Source organism: Pseudomonas sp. KBN12P06040 (genome assembly GCF_037574965.1).
Classification (GTDB): Bacteria; Pseudomonadota; Gammaproteobacteria; order Pseudomonadales; family Pseudomonadaceae; genus Pseudomonas; species Pseudomonas aeruginosa.
Window position 1 is genome coordinate 3,622,529 of the sequence record NZ_JBBELS010000001.1, and the last position, 26,410, is coordinate 3,648,938.

At 65.1% G+C, this 26,410-nt stretch carries 22 protein-coding genes; 13 read left to right on the plus strand and 9 right to left on the minus strand.

Annotation, left to right across the window (positions count from 1 at the left end; genetic code table 11):
- The first annotated feature begins 2 nt into the window (after positions 1-2).
- From VQ067_RS16975 to cobA, 9 genes are all read left to right on the plus strand, one after another.
- Entirely contained in the window at positions 3-1,211 is a 1,209-nt protein-coding gene (locus VQ067_RS16975) for a CmpA/NrtA family ABC transporter substrate-binding protein (RefSeq protein WP_031636281.1), read from the plus strand.
- 16 nt (positions 1,212-1,227) lie between these two features.
- Positions 1,228-1,806 (plus strand): ANTAR domain-containing response regulator, encoded by a 579-nt coding sequence (locus VQ067_RS16980; RefSeq protein ID WP_003087868.1) that lies wholly within the window; start codon positions 1,228-1,230, stop codon positions 1,804-1,806.
- A 229-nt stretch (positions 1,807-2,035) separates the two neighbouring features.
- Positions 2,036-2,731: a polysaccharide lyase family 7 protein gene (locus tag VQ067_RS16985; protein WP_003098044.1), complete on the plus strand. Its 696-nt coding sequence runs from the start codon at positions 2,036-2,038 to the stop codon at positions 2,729-2,731.
- 352 nt (positions 2,732-3,083) lie between these two features.
- A complete protein-coding gene (locus tag VQ067_RS16990; RefSeq protein WP_340080868.1) occupies positions 3,084-4,295 on the plus strand; it encodes a nitrate/nitrite transporter in 1,212 nt (403 codons plus the stop codon).
- Between the two features lie 74 nt (positions 4,296-4,369).
- On the plus strand, positions 4,370-5,965 hold the full coding sequence (locus VQ067_RS16995) for a bifunctional protein-serine/threonine kinase/phosphatase (protein WP_096082785.1): 1,596 nt from the start codon (positions 4,370-4,372) through the stop codon (positions 5,963-5,965).
- A gap of 267 nt (positions 5,966-6,232) precedes the next feature.
- Positions 6,233-8,683 carry a nitrite reductase large subunit NirB gene (gene nirB / locus VQ067_RS17000; RefSeq protein ID WP_003098052.1) on the plus strand — a complete coding sequence of 817 codons (2,451 nt, stop codon included), beginning with the start codon at positions 6,233-6,235 and terminating at the stop codon, positions 8,681-8,683.
- A 52-nt stretch (positions 8,684-8,735) separates the two neighbouring features.
- On the plus strand, positions 8,736-9,062 hold the full coding sequence (gene nirD, locus VQ067_RS17005; protein ID WP_003098054.1) for a nitrite reductase small subunit NirD: 327 nt from the start codon (positions 8,736-8,738) through the stop codon (positions 9,060-9,062).
- A 26-nt stretch (positions 9,063-9,088) separates the two neighbouring features.
- Positions 9,089-11,815: a nitrate reductase gene (locus VQ067_RS17010; protein WP_023110149.1), complete on the plus strand. Its 2,727-nt coding sequence runs from the start codon at positions 9,089-9,091 to the stop codon at positions 11,813-11,815.
- 11 nt (positions 11,816-11,826) lie between these two features.
- Positions 11,827-12,564: a uroporphyrinogen-III C-methyltransferase gene (cobA, locus tag VQ067_RS17015; protein WP_003087845.1), complete on the plus strand. Its 738-nt coding sequence runs from the start codon at positions 11,827-11,829 to the stop codon at positions 12,562-12,564.
- Between the two features lie 68 nt (positions 12,565-12,632).
- Here the strand turns inward: cobA and oprF are convergent, their stop codons facing one another.
- The 8 genes from oprF to ppsA form a co-directional block, all read right to left on the minus strand.
- Positions 12,633-13,685 carry an outer membrane porin OprF gene (oprF, locus tag VQ067_RS17020; protein WP_003087843.1) on the minus strand — a complete coding sequence of 351 codons (1,053 nt, stop codon included), beginning with the start codon at positions 13,683-13,685 and terminating at the stop codon, positions 12,633-12,635.
- Between the two features lie 108 nt (positions 13,686-13,793).
- The gene (gene sigX, locus VQ067_RS17025; RefSeq protein WP_003098059.1) at positions 13,794-14,384 is read right to left on the minus strand and encodes an RNA polymerase sigma factor SigX; all 591 of its coding nucleotides are present in this window, start codon (positions 14,382-14,384) and stop codon (positions 13,794-13,796) included.
- Between the two features lie 71 nt (positions 14,385-14,455).
- Positions 14,456-15,280, minus strand: coding sequence for a mechanosensitive ion channel family protein (locus VQ067_RS17030; protein WP_003087830.1), 825 nt, complete (start codon positions 15,278-15,280; stop codon positions 14,456-14,458).
- 2 nt (positions 15,281-15,282) lie between these two features.
- Positions 15,283-15,537: a hypothetical protein gene (locus VQ067_RS17035; protein ID WP_003120308.1), complete on the minus strand. Its 255-nt coding sequence runs from the start codon at positions 15,535-15,537 to the stop codon at positions 15,283-15,285.
- Positions 15,538-15,585: 48 nt separating this feature from the next.
- The gene (locus VQ067_RS17040; protein WP_003098062.1) at positions 15,586-16,584 is read right to left on the minus strand and encodes a zinc transporter ZntB; all 999 of its coding nucleotides are present in this window, start codon (positions 16,582-16,584) and stop codon (positions 15,586-15,588) included.
- Positions 16,585-16,771: 187 nt separating this feature from the next.
- Complete coding sequence (gene rraA, locus VQ067_RS17045) at positions 16,772-17,260, minus strand: ribonuclease E activity regulator RraA (RefSeq protein ID WP_003087823.1); 489 nt, start codon at positions 17,258-17,260, stop codon at positions 16,772-16,774.
- Between the two features lie 107 nt (positions 17,261-17,367).
- Complete coding sequence (locus VQ067_RS17050) at positions 17,368-18,378, minus strand: alpha/beta fold hydrolase (RefSeq protein WP_003087820.1); 1,011 nt, start codon at positions 18,376-18,378, stop codon at positions 17,368-17,370.
- 69 nt (positions 18,379-18,447) lie between these two features.
- Positions 18,448-20,823 carry a phosphoenolpyruvate synthase gene (ppsA, locus tag VQ067_RS17055; RefSeq protein ID WP_003098065.1) on the minus strand — a complete coding sequence of 792 codons (2,376 nt, stop codon included), beginning with the start codon at positions 20,821-20,823 and terminating at the stop codon, positions 18,448-18,450.
- 171 nt (positions 20,824-20,994) lie between these two features.
- Between ppsA and ppsR the strand changes: the two genes are divergently transcribed.
- The 4 genes from ppsR to VQ067_RS17075 all read left to right on the plus strand — a co-directional run bounded on the left by ppsR (position 20,995) and on the right by VQ067_RS17075 (position 25,162).
- On the plus strand, positions 20,995-21,813 hold the full coding sequence (ppsR, locus tag VQ067_RS17060) for a posphoenolpyruvate synthetase regulatory kinase/phosphorylase PpsR (RefSeq protein WP_003087813.1): 819 nt from the start codon (positions 20,995-20,997) through the stop codon (positions 21,811-21,813).
- 290 nt (positions 21,814-22,103) lie between these two features.
- The gene (rloA, locus tag VQ067_RS17065; RefSeq protein ID WP_003087811.1) at positions 22,104-22,643 is read left to right on the plus strand and encodes a retropepsin-like aspartic peptidase RloA; all 540 of its coding nucleotides are present in this window, start codon (positions 22,104-22,106) and stop codon (positions 22,641-22,643) included.
- A gap of 5 nt (positions 22,644-22,648) precedes the next feature.
- Positions 22,649-24,175 (plus strand): osmotic stress tolerance membrane protein RloB, encoded by a 1,527-nt coding sequence (rloB, locus tag VQ067_RS17070; RefSeq protein ID WP_003087809.1) that lies wholly within the window; start codon positions 22,649-22,651, stop codon positions 24,173-24,175.
- A gap of 3 nt (positions 24,176-24,178) precedes the next feature.
- Positions 24,179-25,162 (plus strand): alpha-L-glutamate ligase-like protein, encoded by a 984-nt coding sequence (locus VQ067_RS17075; protein ID WP_003087807.1) that lies wholly within the window; start codon positions 24,179-24,181, stop codon positions 25,160-25,162.
- Between the two features lie 56 nt (positions 25,163-25,218).
- On the opposite strand, the gene VQ067_RS17080 is transcribed toward VQ067_RS17075, so the two are convergent.
- Entirely contained in the window at positions 25,219-26,406 is a 1,188-nt protein-coding gene (locus tag VQ067_RS17080; protein WP_003087803.1) for a MalM family protein, read from the minus strand.
- Positions 26,407-26,410: the final 4 nt, after the last annotated feature.

Sequence of the window (26,410 nt, forward strand, 5' to 3'; positions counted from 1 at the left end):
TGATGACAGACAGAGCGATACGCAGCCAGGCCTGGGCCGGCGGTTCCGACGCACCGGAAAAGAGCGCCCTGGACATCGGTTTCATGGCGCTGACCGATTCGGCCTCGCTGATCGTGGCCGCCACCCAGGGCTTCGCCCAGCCCTACGGCCTCACGCTCAATCTCAGGCGCCAACCGTCCTGGGCCGCCTTGCGCGACAAGCTGCTCAGCGGCGAGCTGGATGCCGCGCAGTGCCTGTACGGGCTGGTCTACGGCGTCCAGCTCGGCCTCGGCGGCAGCGCGGCAAGCGAGATGGCGGTGCTCATGGGACTGTGCCAGAACGGCCAGGCGATCAATCTTTCCGAACCGCTGAAGCAGGCTGGCGTGACCAGTGCGGAGGCACTGCTCCGGCATCGGCGCCAGAATGGTGCACGCCTGACCCTGGCGCAGACCTTTCCCACCGGTACCCACGCGCTCTGGCTGAACTACTGGCTGGCGAGCATCGGTCTGCATCCGCTGGACGACGTGCACAGCGTGGTGGTTCCACCGGTGCAGATGGTCGGCCATCTCCAGGCCGGGCGCATCGACGGGTTCTGCGCCGGCGGCCCCTGGGGCGCCCTGGCCGTGGACCAGGGCCAGGGCTTCACCATCGCCACCAGTCAGGCGATCTGGCCGGACCACCCGGAAAAGGTCCTCGGCACTACCCGCGCCTTCGTCGACGCCTACCCGAACACCGCCCGCGCGCTGGTCATGGCGGTCCTCGACGCCAGCCGCTTCATCGAACAGAACGCCGAGAACCGCCTGGGCACCGCGCAACTGATCAGCGGCCGCGACTATGTCGACGCTCCGCTCGGCGCGATCCAGCCGCGCTTCTTCGGCCGCTACCAGGATGGCCTCGGCAACGCCTGGCAGGACCCGCATCCGCTGCGTTTCTACGCCGACGGCGAAGTCAACCGGCCCTGGCTCTCGGATGGCATGTGGTTCATGACCCAGTTCCGCCGCTGGGGCCTGCTGCGCGAAGACCCGGACTACCTGGGCATCGCCCGCAGGGTCCAGCAGACCGCGCTGTACCGCGATGCCGCGACGGCCCTTGGCCTGTGCCTGGACGGCGCCGACATGCGCCGCTCGACGCTGATCGACGGGCGCACCTGGGACGGCAGCGACCCCGCCGGCTACGCCCGCAGCTTCCCGATCCACGCCCTGGCCGAAACCGGCCAGGGCATCGACCTCTGACCCTGGTGCGCCCGCCATGCTGCGTATCCTGCTGATCGACGACACGCCGAAGAAAGTCGGACGCCTCAGGGCCGCCCTGCTCGAAAGCGGTTTCGAAGTGGTGGACGAGTCGGGGCTGACCATCGACCTGCCGGCTCGCGTCGAAGCGCTGCGTCCCGACGTGATCCTGATCGACACGGAGTCTCCCGGCCGCGACGTGATGGAGCAGGTCTGCCTGGTCAGCCGCGACCAGCCGCGCCCGATCGTGATGTTCACCGACGAGCACGATCCGGGAGTGATGCGCCGCGCCATCCAGTCCGGGGTCAGCGCCTACATCGTCGAAGGCATCCAGGCCAGCCGCCTGCAACCGATCCTCGACGTGGCCATGGCGCGCTTCGAGAGCGACCAGGCGCTGCGCGCTCAACTGCAGGCGCGCGAGGCGCAGCTGGCCGAGCGCAAGCGCATCGAGCTGGCCAAGGGCCTGCTGATGAAGATGAAGCATTGCGGCGAGGAGGAGGCCTACACGCTGATGCGGCGCCAGGCCATGAGCCGCCAGCAGAAGCTGATCCAGGTCGCCGAGCAGATCATCGCCATGCACGACATGCTCGGCGGCTGAATCCGGCTGGGCAGCTGGCGATCATATCGCCAGCCACCCTGCTGGCCCCCGGCGCAGAGCGGCGCGGCTATGCTCGTGCGCCCGGAACGGCCCTATCCGTTCTGGGAGCTACCCCCTCGCCACCCTCGACTAGCATGACCAGGGAGGCCCGCAGTGGACGCCCAGGGCTAGGAGCCGCAGGCGTCCGCCCGAACCGCACCGCCGACTCAGCGGTCAGGAGATGCTCAGCATGATCGATCTCAGCACCTGGAACCTTACCATTCCCACCGAACCCACCCCGCAGGTGATCACCACCCAGCAACTCAACAACGGCTACCAGAGCCAGTACTTCCAGCAAGGCAACGATGGCGGCCTGGTCTTCTGGGTGCCCATCGACGGCTCGCACACCGAGGACAGCACCTATCCTCGCACCGAACTGCGCGAAACCCAGGCCGACGGCAGCCTCGACAACTGGTACTACTGGCAGGCCGACAACGAATTGCGGGTGACCATGAGCGTCGAGAAGGTCCCCTCGAAGAACAAGGTGATCATCGGCCAGATCCACAGCAAGTCGCCACAGACCGACGACGGCGAACCTCTGGTGAAGCTGCAGTACTACTACAAGCCCGAGGAAGGCCTCGGCCGGGTCGAGGCGCTGGTACGCAACCACCCGGACGATTCCTATAGCCGCAACGTGTCGATCCTCGAGCAGGTACGCCTGGGCGAGCGCTTCAACTACAGCCTGCGCGTCACCTCCAGCGGCGAGTTGGCGGTGCGCGCGCGCAGCCAGGACGGCGAAGAGGACGCCTACTACCAGACCCTCGGCAGCGCCTGGAACGACCAGTTGCTCTATTTCAAGGCCGGCGCCTACGTGAACGACAACGCCGGCGACAGCGGCGAAGGCAGCCGCGTGACCATCTACCACCTGAACACCGCCCATCGCTGAACCGCCGACGGCGCACGGACGCGCCGCCCCAGCCCTGTGCAAGCCCCCGACGCCTGCCACCGCGGCGTGCACGCCGACGCCATGGTTGTCCCTGCAACCGCTCTACGCCGCGCTTTCGACAACTTGGCAAAGAGCTTGCTACGTCCTGCCTGACGGTAGCCAACGGCGGTTACCCATCCCCGACAAAGACGTCGCGCGGCCTCTCCTTCCCGGCAGAGGCCCGTGGCGTCTTCGTCGTTTCGCCCCAGCGTCGGGGCGGGTGGGTGGTCCGCTGTCGGACGCTCACCTTGTAGCGATGCAACTTCCGCCGGGCGGCCGTTCCGCCCCGATTCCGCTGGATACGAGGTGTTCGATGAACAACAGCTTCTGGAAGGCCGGCCATGCGCCGACCCTGTTCGCGGCGTTTCTCTATTTCGACCTGAGCTTCATGGTCTGGTACGTGCTCGGCCCGCTGGGGGTGCAGATTGCCGGCGACCTGCAACTGAGCACCCAACAGCGCGCGATGATGGTCGCCACGCCGATCCTCGCCGGCGCCGTACTGCGCTTCCTGCTCGGCCTGCTGGCCGATCGCTGGTCGCCGAAGAGCGCCGGCATCCTCGCCCAGGTCATCGTCATCGCCGCCCTGGCGGCCGCCTGGCTGCTGGGCGTGAACAGCTATGCGCAGGCACTGCTGCTGGGGTTGTTCCTCGGCTTCGCCGGGGCATCCTTCGCCGTGGCCCTGCCGCTCGCATCGCAATGGTACCCGCCGCAACACCAGGGCAAGGCCATGGGCATCGCCGGCGCGGGCAACTCCGGCACCGTGCTCGCAGCCCTCTTCGCCCCCGGCCTGGCCGCCGCGTTCGGCTGGAACAACGTGTTCGGCTTCGCCCTGCTGCCGCTCGTCCTGACCCTCCTGGTGTTCGCCATGGTCGCGCGCAACGCCCCGCAGCGGCCGGCGCCCAAGGCCATGGGCGATTACCTGAAAGCCCTCGGCGACCGCGACAGCTGGTGGTTCATGTTCTTCTACAGCGTCACCTTCGGCGGCTTCCTCGGCCTGGCCAGCACCCTGCCCGGCTATTTCCACGACCAGTACGGCCTGAACCCGGTGACCGCCGGCTACTACACCGCCGCCTGCGTCTTCGCCGGCAGCCTGATGCGCCCGCTCGGTGGCGCCCTCGCCGATCGCATCGGCGGCATCCGCAGCCTGCTGATGGTGTACACCCTGGCCGCCATCTGCATCGCCGCGGTCGGTTTCCACTTGCCCAGCGCGATGGCCGCTCTCGGCCTGTTCGTGGTCGACATGCTCAGTCTCGGTGCCGGCAATGGCGCGGTGTTCCAGTTGGTACCGCAGCGCTTCCACAAGGAAATCGGCGTGATGACCGGGCTGATCGGCATGGCCGGCGGCATCGGCGGCTTCTGCCTGACTGCCGGCCTCGGCGCGATCAAGCAAAGCACCGGCGACTACCAGCTCGGCCTGTGGCTGTTCGCCAGTCTCGGCGTGCTGGCCTGGTTCGGCCTCCACGGGGTGAAGCGGCGCTGGCGCACCACCTGGGGCTCGGCCGCGGTTACCGCCGCGCGGGTCTGAGCGTGGGGCTGCGACTGAGCATCGGCGAGGCCAGCGCCTGCGGGCCTCGCACGGAAAACCAGGACGCGCTGCGGGTGGTCACCCCGGCGCCGGCCCTGGCCGCCAGCAAGGGACACCTGCTGGCCATCGCCGACGGTGTCAGCCAGTGCGCCGATGGCGGCCTGGCGGCGCGCAGCAGCCTGCAAGCGCTGGCCCTGGATTACTATGCGACTCCGGAAACCTGGGCCATCGTGCAGTCCCTGGACCGCCTGCTGCTGGCGCAGAACCGCTGGCTACAGGCCAACGGCGGCGGCCAGCCGCTGCTCACCACCCTCACCGCCCTGGTGCTGCGCGGCACCCGCTACACCCTTGCCCACGTCGGCGATTGCCGGGCCTACCTGTGGCGCGACGGCGAGTTGCTCCGGCAGACCAGCGACCACGTCTGGGAACAGCCGCACATGCAACACGTGCTGACCCGCGCCCTGGGACTGGACCAGCATCTGGTGGTCGACTATCTGGAAGGCGATCTGGAGCCCGGCAGCCAGTGGCTACTGGTCAGCGACGGCGTCTGGGCGACGCTGGGCGACAGCGGCATCCGCAGCATCCTGCGCAACGCCGAAGAGCCGCAGCGCAGCGCCGAGGCTCTGGTTCGCGCCGCCCACCTGGCAGGCAGCCAGGACAACGCCAGCGCCCTGCTGGTGCGCGTGGAAGCCGTGCCCGCAGGCAGCCTCGGCGACGCCCTCGCGCAACTGGGCCACTGGCCACTGCCGCCACCGCTGAAGCCCGACCAGCTCTTCGAAGGCTGGCGGGTCCGGCAGTTGCTCGGCGAATCCCGCCAGTCCCTGCTCTACCGGGTCGAGGATGGCCAGGGCCAACCCTGGCTGCTGAAGACCCTTCCCGCCGCACGTGCCGACGATCCGCTGGCAACCCAGGCCCTGCTGCTCGAGGAATGGTTCCTGCGCCGCGTCCAGGGCCGGCATTTCCCCGAGCTGCACGGATTGGCGCAACGCCAGCATCTGTATTACCTGATGCGCGAACACCCCGGAGAGACTCTCGCCGAGCGCTTGCGCAACCATGGCCCGCTGTCGCTGCCGGAGTGGCTGGGGCTGGCCAACCAGCTGCTGCGCGGGCTTGGCCAGTTGCATCGACGCAACCTGCTGCACCGCGACCTCAAGCCGGAAAATCTCCACCTCGGCCGCGACGGCGAGCTGCGCCTGCTGGATTTCGGCCTGGCCTGGTGTCCGGGATTGTCGCGCGAAGACCCCCATCTGCTACCGGGTACGCCCAGCTACCTGGCGCCGGAGTGCTTCTCCGGCACCTCGCCCTCGGTGCGCCAGGATCTCTACGCCACCGGCGTCTGCCTCTACCAGGCGCTGACCGGGCGCTATCCCTATGGCGAGATCGAAGCCTTCCAGCACCCGCGCTTCGGTCGCCCCGTCCCGCCCAGCCGCTATCGCCCCGACCTGCCGGCCTGGATCGACGACCTGCTGCTGCGCGCCGTCGCCTGCGACCCCGCACAGCGCTTCGAGACCGCCGAGGAATGGCTGCTCTCGCTGCAACAGGGAGAAGCGTTGCCGGCCGCGGCACCCCGCCCATTGCTGGAGCGCGAACCGCTGCAGACCTGGCGCGCCATCGCCCTGCTGTCCCTGGCCGCCAACCTGGCGCTACTCCTGGTCTGGCTGAAGGGCTGAGAGGCACCAGCCCGGTGCGATACGCCCCGGCACGGAGCAGAAAGACCGCGGTGAGGCCCCGCGTTATCCCTGCAAGGCCATGGAGATAGGCAATAGCGCAAGTTGGCACGGCGCCTGCTTGGGTTCTCCCGACAATCGACAACAAAGCGCCTGCCTCAACGACGAGGCGGCGTTTCCCGACCGAACGGGACCTGGACAAAGGCGTCCTGCTGGCAACAGCGGGACGCCTTTTTTGTTTGCGCCAACCTTATGCAGGAGCTACTCCGCATGAAGAAGATCAAGCTGGTGATGGTCGGCAACGGCATGGCCGGGGTCCGTACCCTGGAAGAACTGCTCAAGCTCAACTCGGACTTCTACGACATCACGGTGTTCGGCGCCGAGCCCCATCCCAACTACAACCGCATCCTGCTGTCCCCGGTACTGGCCGGCGAGCAGACCTTCGAGGAAATCGTCCTCAACGACCTCAACTGGTATGCGGAAAACGGCATCAAGCTCCTCCTCGACCGCAAGGTGGTGCAGATCGACCGGGTCCGCCGCAGGGTGGTCGCCGCGGACGGCAGCGAGGCCGAGTACGACCGCCTGCTGCTGGCCACCGGCTCGGTCCCCTTCATCCTGCCGATACCCGGCAATCGCCTGCAGGGCGTGATCGGCTACCGCGACATCGCCGACACCCAGGCCATGATCGACTGCGCCCGGACCCACAGCCACGCGGTGGTGATCGGCGGCGGCCTGCTCGGCCTGGAGGCGGCCAACGGCCTCAAGCAACGCGGCATGGACGTGACCGTCGTGCACCTCTCCGACTGGCTGCTGGAACGCCAACTGGACCGCACCGCCGGCAAACTCCTGCAAGGCGCGCTGGAAGCCCGCGGCATCCGCTTCCGCCTGAACACCCAGACCCAGGAACTGATGGACAACGGCAGCGGCCGGGTCTGTGCCGTGCAGTTCAACGACGGCGACGTGATTCCCGCCGACCTGGTGGTAATGGCCGCCGGCATCCGCCCCAATACCGAGCTGGCCGAAAGCGCGGGCATCCCCTGCAACCGCGGCATCCTGGTCAACGACACCCTGCAGACCTACGACCCACGCATCTATGCGGTCGGCGAATGCGCCAACCACCGTGGCATCGCCTACGGCCTGGTTGCGCCGCTGTTCGAGCAGGCCAAGGTCTGCGCCAACCACCTGGCTCATCTCGGCTACGCCCGCTACCAGGGCTCGGTGACCTCGACCAAGCTCAAGGTGACCGGTATCGACCTGTTCTCCGCCGGCGACTTCATCGGCGGCGAAGGCAGCGAAACCATCACCCTTTCCGACCCCATCGGCGGCGTCTACAAGAAGCTGGTGATCAAGGACGATGTACTGGTCGGCGCCTGTCTCTACGGCGACACCGCCGACGGCGGCTGGTACTTCCGGCAGATCCGCGAGAACCACAACGTCGCGCAGATCCGCGACCACCTGATGTTCGGCGAGAACGCCCTCGGCGATGTCGGCCACCAGGGCCAGAACAGCGCCGCGAGCATGCCCGACACGGCCGAAGTATGCGGCTGCAACGGCGTCTGCAAGGGCACCATCGTCAAGGCCATACAAGAACACGGCCTGTTCAGCGTCGACGAAGTCAAGAAACACACCAAGGCCGCCAGCTCCTGTGGCTCCTGCGCGGGATTGGTGGAACAGATCCTGATCAGCACCGTCGGCGGCGCCGCCGACGTCAAGCCGAAGAGCGAGAAGGCCATCTGCGGCTGCAGCGACCTCAACCACGGGCAGATCCGCAAGGCCATTCGCGAACACCGGCTGACCAGTCTCGACGCCGCCATGCGCTTCATGGACTGGAAGACCCCGAACGGCTGTGCCACCTGCCGTCCGGCCCTGAACTACTACCTGATCTCGACCTGGCCGGGAGAAGCCAAGGACGATCCGCAGTCGCGCCTGATCAACGAACGCGCCCACGCCAACATCCAGAAGGACGGCACCTACTCGGTGGTACCGCGGATGTGGGGTGGCGTGACCAACGCCGCCGAGTTGCGGCGCATCGCCGACGTCGCCGACAAGTACCAGGTGCCGATGGTCAAGGTCACCGGTGGCCAGCGCATCGACCTGCTGGGGGTGAAGAAGGACGACCTGCCGGCCATCTGGAAAGACCTCGACATGCCCTCCGGACATGCCTACGGCAAATCCATCCGCACCGTGAAGACCTGCGTCGGCAGCGAGTTCTGCCGCTTCGGCACGCAGAACTCGACGCAGCTGGGCATCGATCTGGAACACGACCTGTTCAACATGTGGTCGCCGCACAAGGTCAAGCTGGCGGTCTCCGGCTGCCCGCGCAACTGCGCCGAGGCCGGGATCAAGGACGTCGGCATCATCGGCGTGGACTCCGGCTGGGAGATGTACATCGGCGGCAACGGCGGGATCAAGACCGAGGTCGCGGAGTTCTTCGTCAAGCTCAAGACCGCCGAAGAGGTGCGCGAATACAACGGCGCCTTCCTCCAGCTCTACCGCGAGGAAGCCTTCTACCTGGAGCGCACGGTGCATTACCTGCAGCGGGTCGGCATGGAGCACATCCGCAAGGCGGTGGTCGAGGACGCGGAAAACCGCAAGGCGCTCAACGACCGCCTGCAATTCGCCCTGTCCTTCGAGCAGGACCCATGGAAGCAGCGCATCGAACAGCCGCAATTGAAGAAGGAGTTCGAACGGATTCCGCTCAAGCAACTGGAAAACGTCTGAATCCCTTGTCCGGGCCGTCCCACGGCGGCCCTCCCCCTACCGGAGTGAACCGATGAACTGGCTGGATATCTGCGCCCTCGATGAAATCAACCCGCTGGGCTCGCGCGTGGTCGCCGGCCCGAAAGGCGACATCGCCATCTTCCGCGCCGCCGACGACCAGGTCTTCGCCCTCGATGACCGCTGCCCGCACAAGGGCGGCCCGCTGTCCCAGGGCCTGATCTACGGCAAGCGAGTGGCCTGTCCGTTGCACAACTGGCAGATCGAACTGGAGAGCGGCGAAGCCGTGGCCCCGGACCAGGGCTGCGCCCATCGCCACCCGGTGCGGGTGGAGAACGGGCGGGTGCTGCTCGGCCTGGACAGCGTGGCGCTGTGCGCCTGATCTCTCGCCGATAACAGGAGCCGAGCATGTCGACAGATTCCCCGCTGCGCACCACCGCTTCGACCTGCTGCTACTGCGGCGTGGGTTGTGGCGTCCTGATCGAACACGACGGCGAACGCATCCTCGGCGTGCAAGGCGATCCTCGGCACCCGGCCAACTTCGGCAGACTCTGCAGCAAAGGCGCCAGCCTGCACCTGACCGGCGACCTCCAGGCCCGCGCGCTGTACCCCCAACTGCGCCTCGGCAAGCAACTGGCGCGGGCTCGCAGCGACTGGGAGAGTGCCCTGGAACATGCCGCCGGGCGTTTCGCCGAGACCATTCGCGAACACGGGCCGGACAGCGTGGCCTTCTATATCTCCGGCCAGTTGCTGACCGAGGACTACTACGCCTTCAACAAGCTGGCGCGGGCCCTGGTCGGCACCAACAACATCGACAGCAATTCGCGCCTGTGCATGTCCTCGGCGGTGGTCGGCTACAAGCGCAGCCTGGGCGCCGACGCACCGCCGTGCAGCTACGAAGACCTCGACTGCGCCGATTGCGTGCTGATCGCCGGCAGCAACATGGCCTTCGCCCACCCGGTCCTGTTCCGTCGCCTGGAAGCCGCCAAGGCCGCTCGGCCGGAGATGCGCATCGTGGTGATCGACCCGCGGCGCACCGACACCTGCGAGCTGGCCGACCTGCACCTGGCGCTGCTGCCCGGTACCGACGTCGCACTGTTCCACGGCATCCTGCATATCCTGCTCTGGGAGGACTGGATCGACCGTTCGTTCATCGCCGAGCATACCGAGGGTTTCGCCGACCTGAAGGAACTGGTGCGCGACTACACCCCGGCCGCCGTCGCCGACATCTGCGGCATCGACCGCGCCGACCTGCAGCGCTGCGCTGAATGGATCGGCCGTTCGCCGCGCTTCCTTTCGCTCTGGTGCATGGGGCTCAACCAGTCCAGCGCCGGCAGCGCCAAGAACAGCGCACTGATCAACCTGCACCTGGCCACCGGCAAGATCGGCCGCGCCGGATGCGGACCGTTTTCCCTCACCGGCCAGCCGAACGCCATGGGCGGTCGCGAGACCGGCAGCCTGGCCAACCTGCTGCCCGGCCACCGCGAAGCCGCCGATCCCGGCCATCGCGCCGAGGTGGCGCACTACTGGGGTGTGGAACAGTTGCCCACGTCCCCCGGTCTCAGCGCCATCGAGCTGTTCGATGCGGTCCACGACGGCCGGATCAAGGCGCTCTGGATCGCCTGTACCAACCCCGCGCAATCGCTGCCGGACCAGCGCAAGATCCACGAGGCCCTTGCCCGCTGTCCCTTCGTGGTGGTCCAGGAAGCCTTCGCCGGCACGGAAACCTGCCAATACGCCGACCTTTTGCTTCCAGCCGCATCCTGGGGAGAAAAGGAAGGCTCCGTGACCAATTCGGAACGGCGGGTCAGTCATGTCCGTCGGGCCGTTCCGCCCCCCGGGGAAGCACGCCAGGACTGGAACATCGTCTGCGACTTCGCGCGCCGCCTGGAAGGGCACCTGCGTCCCGCTAAACCCGGCCTGTTCGCCTTTGCCGACAGCCGCAGCCTGTTCGACGAATACAAGCTGCTTACCGCCGGCCGCGACCTCGATCTTTCCGGCCTCAGCTACGCACTGCTCGACCGCCTGGGGCCGCAGCAATGGCCATTTCCCACTGGCGCGGAGCAAGGCACCGCACGACTCTATGCAGACGGCCGCTTCCCTACCGCCTCGGGACGCGCGCAACTGGTCGCCGAACCCTACCGCGCCGCCCAGGAAAAACGCGATGCGCGCTACCCGCTGACCCTCAATACCGGACGCTTGCGCGACCAGTGGCACGGCATGAGCCGGACCGGCACCTGCGCACGCCTGTTCGGCCATGAAGAGGAGGCCCTGGTGCACCTGCATCCCGAGGAACTGCGCCGCCGCCAACTGCAGGACGGGCAGCTCGTGCGCCTGAAGAGCCGGCGTGGCGCCCTGATCCTGCCAGTGAGTGCAGACGACTCGGTGCGCCCCGGCCAGGCCTTCCTGCCGATGCACTGGGGCGATCGCTTCCTCAAGGGCCTGGGCTGCAATGTCCTGACCCTGCCGGCGTTCGACCCCCTGTCGAAACAACCCGAACTCAAGCACGCCGGGGTTCAGGTCGAATCCGTCGAACTGCCCTGGCGCCTGTTCGCGCTGGTGGAAACCGATATCCAGGCGCGTTTCGAGGCCCTCCGTGCGCTGTGCGAAGTCTTCGACCACGCCAGCTTCAGTCTCGCCGGACGCGAGCGCCCCGCCCTGCTGGTCAGCGCCGCACACCATGAGGCACCTGGCGCAGACCTGCTGGAGCGGATAGATCGCCAACTCGAATTGCTCGACGGGCCGATCCTCGCCTACGACGACCCCCGGCGCGCCATCGGCAAGCGCGTGCGCCTCGAAGACGGGCGCATCGTCGCCGTCCGGCTCGCCGGCGAAACCCTCGCCCGCGACTGGTTGAAAGAGCTCTGGCTTACCGGCCGGGCCGATAGCGAGCTACGCCGCTGGCTGCTCGCCCCACTCGGCGCGGCACCGGGACGACCCAGCCAGGGTGCGGGCGGCAAGACCCTGTGCAGTTGCCAGAACGTCAGCCAGCAAACGGTGCTCGGCGGCATCGCCCGCGGATTGGACCTGGACGGATTGAAGCGCGAGTTCGGCTGCGGCACCGGCTGCGGCTCCTGCGTACCGGAAATCAAGAGACTGCTGGCGGCCCCCCGGCCCATGGCGGCGAATGCCTGAGGAGAACGACGATGAGCGGTAAGGTCTGGCTGGTGGGTGCGGGTCCCGGCGATCCGGAACTGTTGACCCTGAAGGCAGTTCGCGCCCTGCAGGACGCGGATGTGGTGATGGTCGACGATCTGGTCAACCCGAGCATACTGGAGCACTGTCCGTCCGCCCGGCTGGTCCGGGTCGGCAAACGCGGCGGCTGCCGCTCCACACCGCAGGACTTCATCCAGCGCCTGATGCTGCGGCATGCCCGCCAGGGACGCAGCGTGGTGCGCCTGAAAGGCGGCGATCCATGCATCTTCGGCCGCGCCGGCGAAGAAGCCGAATGGCTGGCCCGGCACGGGATAGACAGCGAGATAGTGAACGGCATCACCGCCGGGCTGGCTGGCGCCACTGCCTGCGGCATACCGCTGACCTACCGCGGCATCAGCCGCGGCGTGACCCTGGTGACCGCGCATACCCAGGACGACAGCCCGCTGGCCTGGGAAGCCCTGGCACGCAGCGGTACCACGCTGGTGGTCTACATGGGCGTCGCCCGACTCGCGGAGATCCAGGCCGGGCTGCTGGCTGGAGGCATGGCCGAGGATACGCCGCTGGCGATGATCGAGAACGCCACCTTGGGCAACCAGCGCGAATGCCGCAGCAACCTCGGCGAGCTACTGCGGGACGCCGGACGTTTCGCCTTGAAAAGCCCGGCGATCCTGGTGATCGGCGAAGTAACCCGCGACATCGTGTCGCAACCGATTTCCCTGAGCGCCTGACGAGCGGTCTTTTTCCAGGCAAAGAAAAACCCGGCCTGAGCCGGGTTTTTCCTTAGAGGCTCAGCCGATTACTTGGCTTCAGCTTCTACTTCGGCTTCAACGCGACGGTTGATAGCGCGGCCTTCAGCGGTGGCGTTGTCGGCAACCGGGCGGGACTCGCCGTAACCAACAGCGTTCACGCGACCACCTTCTACACCGTACTCGTTGACCAGTACGTCACGAACGGCGTTGGCACGACGCTCGGACAGCTTCTGGTTGTAAGCGTCGGTGCCGACGGAGTCGGTGTGACCTTCAACGGTGGTGGAAGTGGACGGGTACTGCTTCATGAAGTCAGCCAGGTTCTTGATGTCAGCGTAGCTATTCTCTTTGACCTTGGACTTGTCGAAGTCGAACTTCACGTCCAGCTGTACGCGTACGACTTCGGCGACAGCCGGGCAGCCGTTGGCGTCAACGGTGACGTTGGCCGGGGTATCCGGGCACTTGTCGACGTTGTCGCAAACGCCGTCGTTGTCGGAGTCGGAGCAAACGTCGGCAACCGGTTCCGGAGCCGGAGCGGCTTTCGAACCACCGAAGTTGAAGCCGACGCCCAGGCCAGCCATCCACTCGCCCTGGTGACCGTTGTCACGCTTCTCCAGACCGTACTGGCCGTCGAGGCTGGCCTTGGCGAAGAAGTTCTCAGTGAAGTAGTACTTCAGACCAGCGCCGATGTTGGCCATGGTCATCTGCTGACGGCCTTGGCTGTCGCTGTTGATGTTGGTGATGTTCTGGTGAGCCAGACCAGCCGACACGTACGGACGCAGACCTACGCCCGGGGTACCGAAGTGGTAGATGGCGTCCAGAGAGGTCAGGTTGCCGTGGACCTTCTTGTTGCCGGTTTCGTAGGTGCCACGAACGTCATGGTACTCACCGTAGGACAGCGCCAGCTCGACGTCGTCGGTCAGGAAGTAACCGATCGAGCCGCCGTACAGGTCCGCGTTCTTCATGTTGCGAACGCTGTCGGTGAAGTAGCGCTTGCCGAAGGCTTCGATCTCTACCGAGTTCTGGCCCTGGGCAAAGGCGTTCATTGCCGAAGCGGCAACCAGCGAGCCGATGACAACGCCTAAGGTGTTCTTCAGTTTCATCCGTTAAATCCCCATCTTGATGGTCAGTTAGTTGTCCAACAATCAGCCGCACAACTTGGATGGCAAGTTTATCAGAACTTCCCGCATAGAGAGACAATATTTACCCAACTATGTTTCGGTCGCATCTGAAAACTTTTCGCGCAGGCGGTCCAGTGCCCGCTTGTAGCGCATTTTCGTCGCACTCAGACCCATGTGCATGATATCCGCTATCTCCTGAAACTCCAGTTCCGCGACGAAGCGAAGAACCAGAATCTCCCGATCTATCGGATTGACATGGACGAGCCAACGATCCAATCCGCCCCGCTCCTCAACCTTCGGCGACTTCTCCTCGGAAGCCTCCTCCAGCGGGTCGAGGCTGAGCGCATCCATCAATCGGCGCTTGCGGCGCTCCTTGCGGTACTGCGTGATGCACTCGTTGTACGTGATGCTATATAGCCATGTTTTGAACTTCGACTTGCCCTCAAAGTTCTTCAACCCGTACAAAACTTTCAGCATCACCTCCTGGCACACGTCGTCCGCGTCGCGGTCGTTGCCCAGGTAGCGGGCACAGACGTTGAACAGCGTGCGCTGGTAACGCCGCATCAATTCTTCATAGGCGCGCGTCACGTGGAACAGCTCCGAGTGCGCACGCTCGACCAGCTCTTCATCGGAAAGCTGGCGTGGGTCATACCGCTGTGACAGGGGGTGAGGCTTATTCAAGTGAGATCAGGCCAGTCATATCGTAAGCCGGGCCGCCCTGCAGAGCAGCCACGTCCATTATCTCTCCCGGATCAGCGGCTGGTAACTCGCTGATCGAGCAGTAGACGGTTGGCCAGCGACACAAGCTCTCCCTCTTCCGTCAGCAGGATGGTCTTGACCGTACCTATCTCTTCAATAGTGCCTTCAACGTCACCCACTTTCACCTGTTGTCCGACCTGATACAGCTCGCGGACGTAGATTCCTGCAATGATCTGCCCGGCGACCTCGCGGCTGCCCAGGCCCAGGGCCAGCGCAGCGGCCAGGCCGACGGTGATCAGGACGATGGCGATGATGTAGTTGAGCAGGTCGGTCTTGACCTCGAGCTGCCCCACCGCCACCGAGATGCTGATGATGATGACCAGCCACTGGGCGATCCGCCCCAGGCCGTTCGCGTATTCGAGGCCGACGCCGTCCGCTGCGCCGCGCACGACGCTGTTCACCAGTTGCGCCAGGAGCACGCCGACGATCAGCACCAGGGCCGCGCCGAACACCTTGGGCAGGTACAGGGCGAGGACGTCCAGCGTGGCGGATACCCGCTGCAGGCCGAGCGACTCGGCGGCGGATACGAGGAAGACGAGCAGCACGAACCAGTAGACGATCTTGCCGACCAGCGTCGAGACCGGAACCTGGATACCGACCCGGGCCAGCAGCTTGGTCAGGCCGGTGCCACCCATCAGCCGGTCCAGGCCCAGCTTGGCCAGCAGCTTGGAAAGCAGCGCATCGAGCAGCTTGGCGATGACGAAGCCGAGCAGAACGACCACCAGGGCGCCGAGCAGGTTGGGAATGAAGCCTGCCAGCTTGCCCCACAGGGTGTTCATCGCGGTCAGCAAGCTCTGGGTCCAGATATCGAATTGCATGTTCACTCAGCCTTGTCAGCAGAAGATGCGTTTTTCGCGGAAATACGGGAAACCGGCGCCAGATGCGGCGAACCGTTGTTGATGCCGATCATCAGCGCCTGCAGCCAGTGCCCCATGAGGCTGAACAGGTCACCGGCGCCGACCTGGCGATTGGCGGTCTTCAGCACCCGTCCCAGACGCGCGTCGTCGTCCGGCTGGGGAGCCGAAGCCTTGAGCAGGTCCCGCAGGGACTCTTCGAACGGATCGTGCATGCGCACCTCATGTCTGTACGAGGGAGTGACGCCCTCTCCTCACCCCAGGTCACGTCAGAGCCAGCGCAGCCGACGAAATACCCACCACTGGAAGGTGGCGACCCCGCCGATCAGCAGGCAGGCCAGCCAGAACCCATGCGGTGCATCCGCCCCTGGAATGCCGCCGACATTGATTCCCAGCAGGCCGGTGACGAAGCTCATCGGCAGGAAAAAGCCGGTGATTATACCAAGGAGATACATGGTGCGGTTCATCCGTTCGGTAATTCGCCGCGACTCGGCTTCCTGCAGGACGCTGATGCGCTCCCGTATCAACTCGAGTTCTTCGAGATTCCGCGTCAGCCGGTTGTTCAGCTCGTTCCAGTAATCGGCGTCGTCCTCGACGAACCAGGACAGCTTGTAGCGCGCCAGTTGCGAGTAGATGTCCCGCTGCGGCGCCAGGTAGCGCCGCAACCCCGCCGACCGGCGGCGCAGGGTACGCAACTGGTGCTGGTCGGGACTGGCGCGCTCGTCCGCCTCGACCAGCTCCTCGACAGCATCGAGCTGGTCGGCTATCCCGCTGATCAGCGTGTCGACGCGATCGGTCAGGTAGTGCGCGAGGTAGTACACGACCTCGGATGCCGTCTTCGGCCCTTTCCCCGCCTCCAGGTCCTCGAGCAGATCGGCCACCGCCTTCAGCGGCCGCAGGCGCAGCGAGATCACCCGGCGCGCGTCGGCGAATACCCGCAGCGAAACCATGTCTTCCGGCTCCGCGCCCGGATTCAGGTTCACTCCACGGAGGAACACCAGCAGGCTTTCGGCCCCGAGATCGAGCAAACGGGGGCGGGTCGCCTCCTCCAGCAGCAGATCGCAGGCGAACTCGCTGAGCCCCGCGGAATCCCGCAGCCAGGCCTGCGCTTCCGGTACGCCGCGGTCCCAGTGCAGCCAAAGGCTCTCCTCCGGCAGCAGGTCGAGCACCGCTATCTGGTTGCGTCCGACACGGCGTCCGCCGCCGCGCCCGTTGAGGACGTAACCATAGATCAAGCCGCGCTCGTCACCCGACTCGTACGCTTGCATTGCGCTTCCCTTGGTAAAACGACCATTTCGACAGTAAAAACACAAGTCCGGCACCAGTCAATTCATGGACTTGCGGCACAACCTTAAAGCCAGTCCTGAGACCCATATGCGCGCCTCGGGTTCATTCCAGCAAAAAGCCCCGGGACGCTGCCTGCGTCACCGGGGCCGGAACGGCTGTTAAAAAGCCCTATTCGGGCATCTTCAAGGCCTGCGGAGAAACGATGATGCCGTTGTTGTCGGCATACACGAACTCGCCGGGGCGGAAGGTGACGCCGCCGAAGGTCACGGCGACGTTCAGATCGCCGATGCCGCGCTTGTCGGTCTTCAGCGGATGACTGGCCAGGGCCTGGACGCCGAGGTCGGTCTGGGCGATCACGTCGACGTCACGGATGCAGCCATATACGACGATCCCTTCCCAGCCGTTCTTCGCCGCTTTCTCGGCCAGCATGTCGCCCAGCAGGGCGCGGCGCAGCGAACCACCGCCATCGACGACCAGGACCTTGCCCTTGCCGTCCTTGTCGACCTGCTCCTTGACCAGCGAATTGTCTTCGAAGCACTTGATGGTGACGATCTCGCCGCCGAAGGAGTCGCGGCCGCCGAAGTTGCTGAACATGGGTTCGACGACCTGGACCAGCTCAGGATAGGCATCGCACAGATCGGGAGTGACGTAATGCATGGGAAGCTCCTGTGGGTGAAGGGATCGGCTCGGGCAGCTCCGGAGGATCATCGGCCGCCCGCCCCCGGCGGCGCCGGCGTGACCGGAGCCGCCATTTGCGTCACATGTTAGCCGCTGATTCCGGCTTCCGATACGTCTAGCGCCTCACTCCACGCGGATTCGTCGCCCGCCGGCGATCGCTGGCGCAGCCAGCGCTCCACCAAGGGCCAGACCTCTAGCTGAGCCGCCTTGCCGATCAGCATCTCGATATGCCCGTAGTCCTCGGCGTAGCCAGCCTCGCGTCCGAGCAACAGGTATTCGCGCTCGGACGAGGCGAACTGCTCGAACAACTTGCGACAGGCCCAGGACGGGTCCTGCCGGTCCCCAGCCCCGGCGACCGCCAATAGCGGCACGTCGACCGCGGCGAGCCCCTTCCACCAGTCGTTGCCCGGCTCGCCGAAGCGGCCGAACAGCCCATGCCAACGCAGGACCTCCAGCGCCACGCCGACCGGCTCGTCTTCCGGGCCCTGCCGCCAACGGCTTCCGGATAGCGCGTCGACGCGGCGCAGCAGCAGGCGCGCGAGGATGCCTGCCATGGGCAACCTGAACAGCCAGTGCGCGGTGCTGACCTGGCTACCGAACAACGCCACGGAAGCGATCCGTGCCTGGTCCAGGTAGCCCCCGCCCAGCCCCGCCGCCAGCACCACCCCACCGAGGGAGTGGCCAATCCAGTGCGCCGGCTGCCCGCACTGCTCGTGGATGAAGGAGGCCAGCGCCGGCAGGTCGTAGCGCGCGTAGTCGGCGACCCGGTTGTCCCGGTAACCATCGTTGCGAATCGACAGGCCATGGCCACGCATTTCCGGCAGCCAGACATCGAACCCCGCCCGCGCCAGGTAAGGACCTAATCCGAGCGCACGCGGCGAGTACCAGAAGCGGCGGTTGGAAAAACTCCCGTGCAGGAGGATCACAGGCGGTCCGCGCCGCTCGCCGGCGGCCTGCTGTCCGAGCCGGGTTACGACCAGCTCGACGCTGGCATCGGGGCTGTTGCCGGGCTTCAGGCGGTAGATGTCTTCGGTAAGGTCGGCGCGCAATTCGGCGCTGACCAGGGCGACAGGAAAGAGGCGGCTACTGCTTTGCATGCTTGTCTTGTACAGGAGGCACGAAAAAGGGCGGTGTTACCCGCCCTTTCCGGATACAGCGAGGACCGATCAGGCCTGGTCTTGACCCTCGGCGAGGAAGAACCAGGTATCCAGCACCGAGTCGGGGTTCAACGAGACGCTCTCGATGCCCTGCTCCATCAGCCAGCGGGCCAGGTCCGGGTGGTCCGACGGACCCTGGCCGCAGATGCCGATGTACTTGCCGGCCTTGTTGCAGGCAGCGATGGCGTTGGCCAGCAGCTTCTTCACCGCCGGATTGCGCTCGTCGAACAGGTGGGCAACGATGCCGGAATCGCGATCCAGGCCCAGGGTCAGCTGGGTCAGGTCGTTGGAACCGATGGAGAAGCCATCGAAGAACTCGAGGAACTCGTCGGCCAGCAGGGCGTTCGACGGCAGTTCGCACATCATGATGACCTTCAGTCCGTTCTCGCCGCGCTTCAGGCCGTTCCCGGCCAGCAGCTCGACCACCTGGCTCGCCTCGCCCAGGGTGCGCACGAAGGGCACCATGATCTCGACGTTGGTCAGGCCCATTTCGTTGCGGACCTTCTTCAGCGCACGACACTCCAGCTCGAAGCAGTCGCGGAACGACTCGCTGATGTAGCGCGAGGCGCCACGGAAGCCGAGCATCGGGTTCTCTTCTTCCGGCTCGTAGAGCTTGCCGCCGATCAGGTTGGCGTACTCATTGGACTTGAAGTCGGACAGGCGCACGATGACCTTCTTCGGCCAGAACGCCGCGGCCAGGGTGCTGATGCCCTCCACCAGCTTCTCGACGTAGAAGCCGACCGGATCGGGATAGCCGGCGATGCGCTTCTCCACGCTTTCCTTGATGTCCGCCGGCAGGCCGGCGAAGTTCAGCAACGCCTTGGGGTGCACGCCGATCATGCGGTTGATGATGAATTCGAGGCGGGCCAGGCCCACGCCTTCGTTCGGCAACTGGGCGAAATCGAAAGCGCGATCGGGATTGCCGACGTTCATCATGATCTTGAACGGAAGGTCGGGCATGGCGTCGACCGAGTTCTTGCGCACATCGAAACCGAGTTCGCCTTCGAAGATGAAGCCGGTATCGCCTTCGGCACAGGAAACGGTCACCCCCTGCCCATCCTGCAGGATCTGGGTGGCGTTGCCGCAACCGACCACCGCCGGGATGCCCAGTTCGCGAGCGATGATCGCCGCGTGGCAGGTACGCCCGCCGCGGTTGGTGACGATGGCGCTGGCGCGCTTCATCACCGGCTCCCAGTCCGGGTCGGTCATGTCGGAGACCAGGACGTCACCCGGTTGGACCTTGTCCATTTCCGACACGTCGTTGATCACCTTGACCGGACCGGCACCGATGCGCTGGCCGATGGCACGTCCTTCCACCAGGACGGTCCCCTTCTCTTTCAGCAGGTAGCGCTCCATGACCGTGGCGCTGGCGCGGCTCTTCACGGTTTCCGGGCGTGCCTGGACGATGTACAGCTTGCCGTCGTCACCGTCCTTGGCCCATTCGATGTCCATCGGGCGGCCATAGTGCTTCTCGATGATCATGGCCTGCTTGGCCAGCTCGGTGACCTCGGCGTCGCTCAGGGCGAAGCGGGCGCGATCGGCGCGATCGACGTCCACTACCTTGACCGAGCGACCGGCCTTGGCTTCGTCGCCGTAGATCATCTTGATCGCCTTGCTACCCAGGTTGCGGCGCAGGATGGCCGGACGCCCGGCTTCCAGGGTCGGCTTGTGGACGTAGAACTCGTCGGGGTTCACCGCGCCCTGAACCACGGTCTCGCCCAGGCCGTAGGCACCGGTGATGAAGACCACGTCGCGGAAGCCGGATTCGGTGTCCAGGGTGAACATCACCCCGGCGGTGCCGGTTTCCGAGCGGACCATGCGCTGCACGCCGGCGGACAAGGCGACCAGCTTGTGATCGAAGCCCTGGTGCACGCGGTAGGCGATGGCGCGGTCGTTGAACAGGGAGGCAAAGACCTCTTTTGCTGCGCGGATCACATTGTCCACGCCGCGGATATTGAGGAAGGTTTCCTGCTGGCCGGCGAACGAGGCGTCCGGAAGGTCTTCGGCGGTAGCGGAGGAACGCACTGCCACGGCGAGGTTGTCGTTGCCGTTGGCCAGGGCGGCGAAGGCCTGGCGGATCTCGCTGTCGAGACGGGCCGGGAACTCGGCTTCCATCACCCACTGGCGGATCTGCGCGCCGGTCTTGGCCAGGGCGTTGACGTCGTCGACGTCCAGGGCGTCCAGGGCCGCGTGGATACGGTCGTTGAGGCCACTCTGCTCGAGGAAGTCACGGTAGGCCTGGGCGGTGGTGGCAAATCCGCCGGGTACGGAAACGCCGGCACCGGCCAGGTTGCTGATCATCTCGCCGAGGGATGCGTTCTTGCCCCCCACATGCTCTACATCATGGACGCCGAGCTTATCGAGGGAAACTACGTACTCTACCAAGGTGATCTCTCCACTATTGAATTGGAAAAGCTCAAGCGGGGCCAGGAGCAGCTCCGCTGGATTCTGGCCTGGCCCTTAGAAATAAGTGACAATGCTGCGACAGAAAGGCCTCTGACAACGCGCGGCCTATCATAGCCAAGAATCGTTCCTACCTTAAGGCTTTCGGTGCAAATGAAACGAACCGCATTCTTCATCTCGGACGGCACCGGTATCACCGCCGAAACCCTGGGCCAAAGCCTTCTGGCACAGTTCGAGAACATCAGCTTCGTCAAACTGACGAGACCGTACATCGATACCGAAGAAAAAGCGCGCGCCATGGTACAGCAAATCAATAATGCTGCCGAGTCGGACGGGGCCCGCCCGATCATCTTCGATACCATCGTGAACCGCGACATCCGGGCGGTCCTGGCGCAATCCAACGGTTTCATGATCGATATCTTCGCCACCTTTCTTTCGCCTCTGGAACAGGAGCTTTCGGCCGACTCGTCCTATTCGGTCGGCAAGTCCCACTCCATCGGCCACAACTCCAACTACATGGATCGCATCGAGGCGGTGAACTTCGCCCTCGACAACGACGACGGCGCCCGCACCCACTACTACGACAAGGCCGACCTGATCCTGGTCGGCGTCTCGCGCTGCGGCAAGACGCCCACCTGCCTGTACATGGCCCTGCAGTATGGCATCCGCGCCGCCAACTACCCGTTGACGGAAGAGGACATGGAGCGCCTGCAACTGCCGAACGCCCTCAAGCAGTACAAGCACAAGCTGTTCGGCCTGACCATCGACCCCGACCGCCTCACCGCGATCCGCAACGAACGCAAGCCCAACAGTCGCTACGCCAGCTTCGCCCAGTGCGAATTCGAGGTACGCGAGGTCGAAAGCCTGTTCCGCCGCGAAAACATCGCCTACATCAACTCCACGCATTTCTCGGTGGAGGAGATTTCCGCAAAGATCCTCGTCGAAAAAGGCGTGGAACGGCGCTTCAAATAACCGCTCCGGGGCCAGCGGCTCGGCACCGCCAAGGTCCCTTGCCCGCTTCCGGTAACGCTTCGAGCCCCTGGATGGAATTTCGTTTCATCCCAGGGGCAAAACCCCGACCAAGTGGTATAAGCGGCTGTCGCTGCCGAAAAACCGCGTGATAGAATGCGGCCCGCATGCGCCTGGCGGGGCGCCCGGCATGCCCGGCCTGCCGAGCGCAGGTCGATGACGCAGGGTTTTCCGTCACGGACTGGACAGCGATCGCAAGATCGACCCGCCGAACGCGACACCAACCAGGACTTATGAAACTCAAGCCCTTAGCTCCCCTGCTCTGCCTATTCATCGCCGTACCAGGCCTGAGCGTAGCCGCCGAAAAGACGGTCTACGGCCTGAACGAATACGCGCGCATCAACGACCCGGACATCCAGCTGGCCGCCAAGCTCGACACCGGCGCCAAGACCGCCTCCCTCAGCGCCCGCGACATCAAGCGTTTCAAGCGCGACGGCGAAACCTGGGTGCGCTTCTACCTGGCCACCGACAACGCCGACGACACCCCGATCGAGAAGCCCCTGGCGCGGATCAGCAAGATCAAGCGCCGCCACGGCGACTTCAACCCCGACGAGGGCAAGGCCTATACCGCCCGTCCGGTGATCGAGCTGCAGGTCTGCATGGGCAAGGCGATTCGCACCATCGAAGTGAACCTGACCGACCGAAGTGCATTCCAATACCCGCTTTTGATCGGCTCGGAGGCCTTGAAGAAATTCGACGCACTGGTCGATCCGAGTTTGAAATACTCGGCCGGGAAACCCGGCTGCAAACCTGATGCAAAACCTGCTGAGTAAACGACATGCGCTCTCTCAACCTGCATCTGAAAGTCCTGATCGCCATCCTGCTGACCCTGGGTGTGGCGATCACCGCCTATCAGATTTTCGTCCAGGGTATTCCCGTTACCGAAGCCGAAACCGATGACCTCTGGAACATCGATGCCAAGGTCGACTTCGTCGCCACGCCGAAAACCCCGGTCAAGGTGCAGATGTTCGTTCCGCCGTTGAGCCAGGACTACGTCAGCCTCAACGAAAGCTTCGTCTCCAACAATTACGGCGTCAGCATCAATCGCGCCGACGGCAATCGCAAGGTGACCTGGTCCGCCCGCCGCGCCAACGGCAAGCAGACCCTGTACTACCGCCTGGTGCTGACCAAGCGCTACACCGGCGAGAAGACCAAGGAGAAAGGCCCGATCTTCCGCGACAGCCTGCCCCTGGAAGGCCCGGAGAAGATCGCCGCAGAAGCCCTGCTGGCCCCCATTCGCCAGCACTCGGCCGACGTCGAGACCTTCGTCAGCGAAGCCATCAAGCGCGCCAACAACGGCAACGACGACAACGTCAAGCTGCTGATGGCCGGCGACACCAGCCTGGAAAAGAAAGCGCATATCGTCGAGACCCTGCTGTCCATCGCCCACGTGCCGATGGAGCGGGTCCACACCATCCGTCTGGTCGCCGACCTGCAACAGAGCCCGGAACTGTGGCTGCGCAGCTTCAACGGCGAGAACTGGCTGTATTTCAACGTGGTCACCGGCGAACAGGGCCTGCCCTCCGATCGCCTGATCTGGTGGCTTGGCGATGAGCCGCTGATGACCATCGACGGCGGCAAGAAGGCCCAGGTCAGCTTCAGCCTGAACAGCAGCGAGATGAACGCCATCCGCCTGGCCAAGCTGTCCGACGAGAACACCGAGGCGGCCTTCCTCGAGTACTCCCTGTACGGCCTGCCGCTGTCCACCCAGCAGACCTTCCAGATCATGATCATGATCCCGATCGGCGTGCTGGTGATCCTGATCCTGCGCAACCTGATCGGCCTGCAGACCCTTGGCACCTTCACCCCGGTGCTGATCGCCCTGGCCTTCCGCGAGACCGGCCTGCAATGGGGTATCGCCCTGTTCACCGTGATCACCGCCCTGGGCCTGTCGCTGCGCTCCTATCTCGAGCACCTGAAGCTGCAGATGCTGCCGCGCCTCTCGGTGGTGCTGACCTTCGTGGTGGTGATGATCGCGGTGATCAGCCTGTTCAGCCACAAGCTCGGCTTCGAGAGCGGCCTGTCGATCGCCCTGTTCCCGATGGTGATCCTGACCATGACCATCGAACGCCTGTCGATCACCTGGGAAGAGCGCGGCGGCGGCCATGCGATGAAGGTGGCCATCGGCACCCTGTTCGCGGCATCGCTGGCGCACATCCTCATGCGCATCCCGGAACTGGTGTACTTCATCTTCACCTTCCCGGCCGTGCTGCTGATCCTGGTCGCCTTCATGCTCGCCATGGGCCGCTACCGCGGCTACCGCCTGACCGAGCTGTTCCGCTTCAAGGCCCTGCTCAAGGACTGAACCATGTCGATCTGGAAGACCTGGAAAGACCTGACCGCGAAAGGCGTGATGGGCATCAACCGACGCAATGCCGATTACGTCCTGAAGTACAACAAGCGGCACCTGTATCCGGTGGTGGACGACAAGATCATCACCAAGGAACGCGCGCTCGAGGCCGGCATCCACGTGCCGGAGATGTACGGCATCATCGAGACCGAGAAAGGCATCGACAAGCTCAACGAGATCATCGGCGAGCACAACGATTTCGTCATCAAGCCGGCGCAGGGCGCCGGCGGCGACGGCATCATGGTGATCGCCGACCGCTTCGAGGGCCGCTACAAGACCGTGTCGGGGAAGATCGTCAGCCACGAGGAGATCGAGCACCACATCTCGAGCATCCTCTCCGGCCTCTACTCCCTCGGCGGCCATCGCGACCGCGTACTGATCGAGTACCGGGTGACCCCCGACCAGATCTTCAAGAGCATCAGCTACGAAGGTGTGCCGGACATCCGCATCATCGTACTGATGGGCTACCCGGTGATGGCCATGCTGCGCCTGCCGACCCGGCAGTCGGGCGGCAAGGCCAACCTGCACCAGGGCGCCATCGGCGTGGGCGTCGACCTGGCCACCGGTGTCACCCTGCGCGGCACCTGGCTGAACAACAAGATCGCCAAGCACCCGGACACCACCAACGCGGTGGACGGCGTGCAACTGCCGAACTGGGACGGCTTCATGAAGCTGGCGGCCGGTTGCTACGAGTTGTCGGGCCTCGGCTACATCGGCGTGGACATGGTTCTCGACCAGGAGAAAGGCCCGCTGATCCTCGAACTCAACGCCCGCCCGGGCCTGAACATCCAGATCGCCAACGACAGCGGCCTGGTGCACCGCTGCCACGCCGTCGAGGCGCGACTGGAAGAACTCAAGGCGAAAGGCATCGAAGAGTCCGCGGAAGAGCGCGTACGCTTCTCCCAGCAGCTGTTCGGCCACGTCCAGCAGCACCAGGGCTGACGTGCTTCCGGTATGAAGAAGCCCGGCTCCGGCCGGGCTTTTTCATGTCTCGGATTTCAACGCACCACGGCCAGCTCGAAGCCGCCCTGCCGGGCGTGCTCATGCACCTGCATGCCCGCCTCGTTCACCGCCAGGTCCTGCAGCGGACGCTTGAACGGCTTGTTGTCGAGGGTTTGCAGCGAGCGGTCCTCGTCGGTGGTCAGCAGCAGCACGTAGCGCTCGCCGCGATTGGCTCGCACCGGCACCGTACCCTCGATGAAAGCGTAGCGATACCAGGTTTCCGGGTTCAGCTTGTACACCGCGTCGCTGACCAGCCGGGTCGGCCGCTTGTGCTCGTCGAGGAACAGCAGCGACGGGTAGACCACCTGGCGGTTGGCGAAACTGCGGATGCGCAGGCCGTAGACACCCTGGGAGCGCGGCAGCCGGATCGCCGCGTAGAAGCTCCTGCCCATGGGAAAGTCGAAGCTCGGCGAGAAGCGGTTCAACTCCTCGTAGCGCGGTTCGTCGGCATCCAGTTCGGTGAAGTCGCTCTCGGCGATCTGCTCGCAGCAGCGCCGTTGCAGGTCCTGGTAGAGATCGTCGATGGTCATCTCGGTGCCCTTGAGCAAAGCCTTCAGCGCATCGCTCTGCTGGCCGGCGCCATCCAGCCCGGGCAACGCCGTCGGACGTTGCTTGAACTCGATCTGCCGGCCCTCGGTGAAGGCGATCTGCGACGAAGGCGCGGCCTCCCGCTTGAAGCGCGCCGCGCGCTCCTCGGGCGGGATCTGCGAGTTGTGCATGCGGCCCTTCTCGTCCACCCAGGTGTAGTAGGGACTGCCGTTCTCGCTGCGAACGAAACCCTTGCCCTCGAAGGCCTCGGCATCGATGTATTCGGCGGAGTGCTCGCCGTTGGGCAGGACGTAGTCGGCGCGCTGGCCGGCGACCTGGGCGCCGGCATAGAAGCTGTTCTGCACGTTGCCGTTGGCATCGATCCAGGTGTAGTAGCGACGCTTGCTCTCCCCTCCGCTGCTGTTCCCCGGCCACTGCGTGGCGTTGTCCGCCTTGTTCAGCACCCGCGCCTGGTCGCTCTGGCCGATGCGCTGCCGCGCCTGGCGCTGCTGGCGGTCGAACTGGCCGTCGACGAAGGTGTTGTGCACCCCGCCATTGTCGTCCACCCAGGTCAGGTAGCGCCCGCCGGAGGCCCAGCCCGGCGAAGATGCCGGCAGCGCCAGGGAGAAGACGCAAAGTACGATGGATGCGCGCATCATG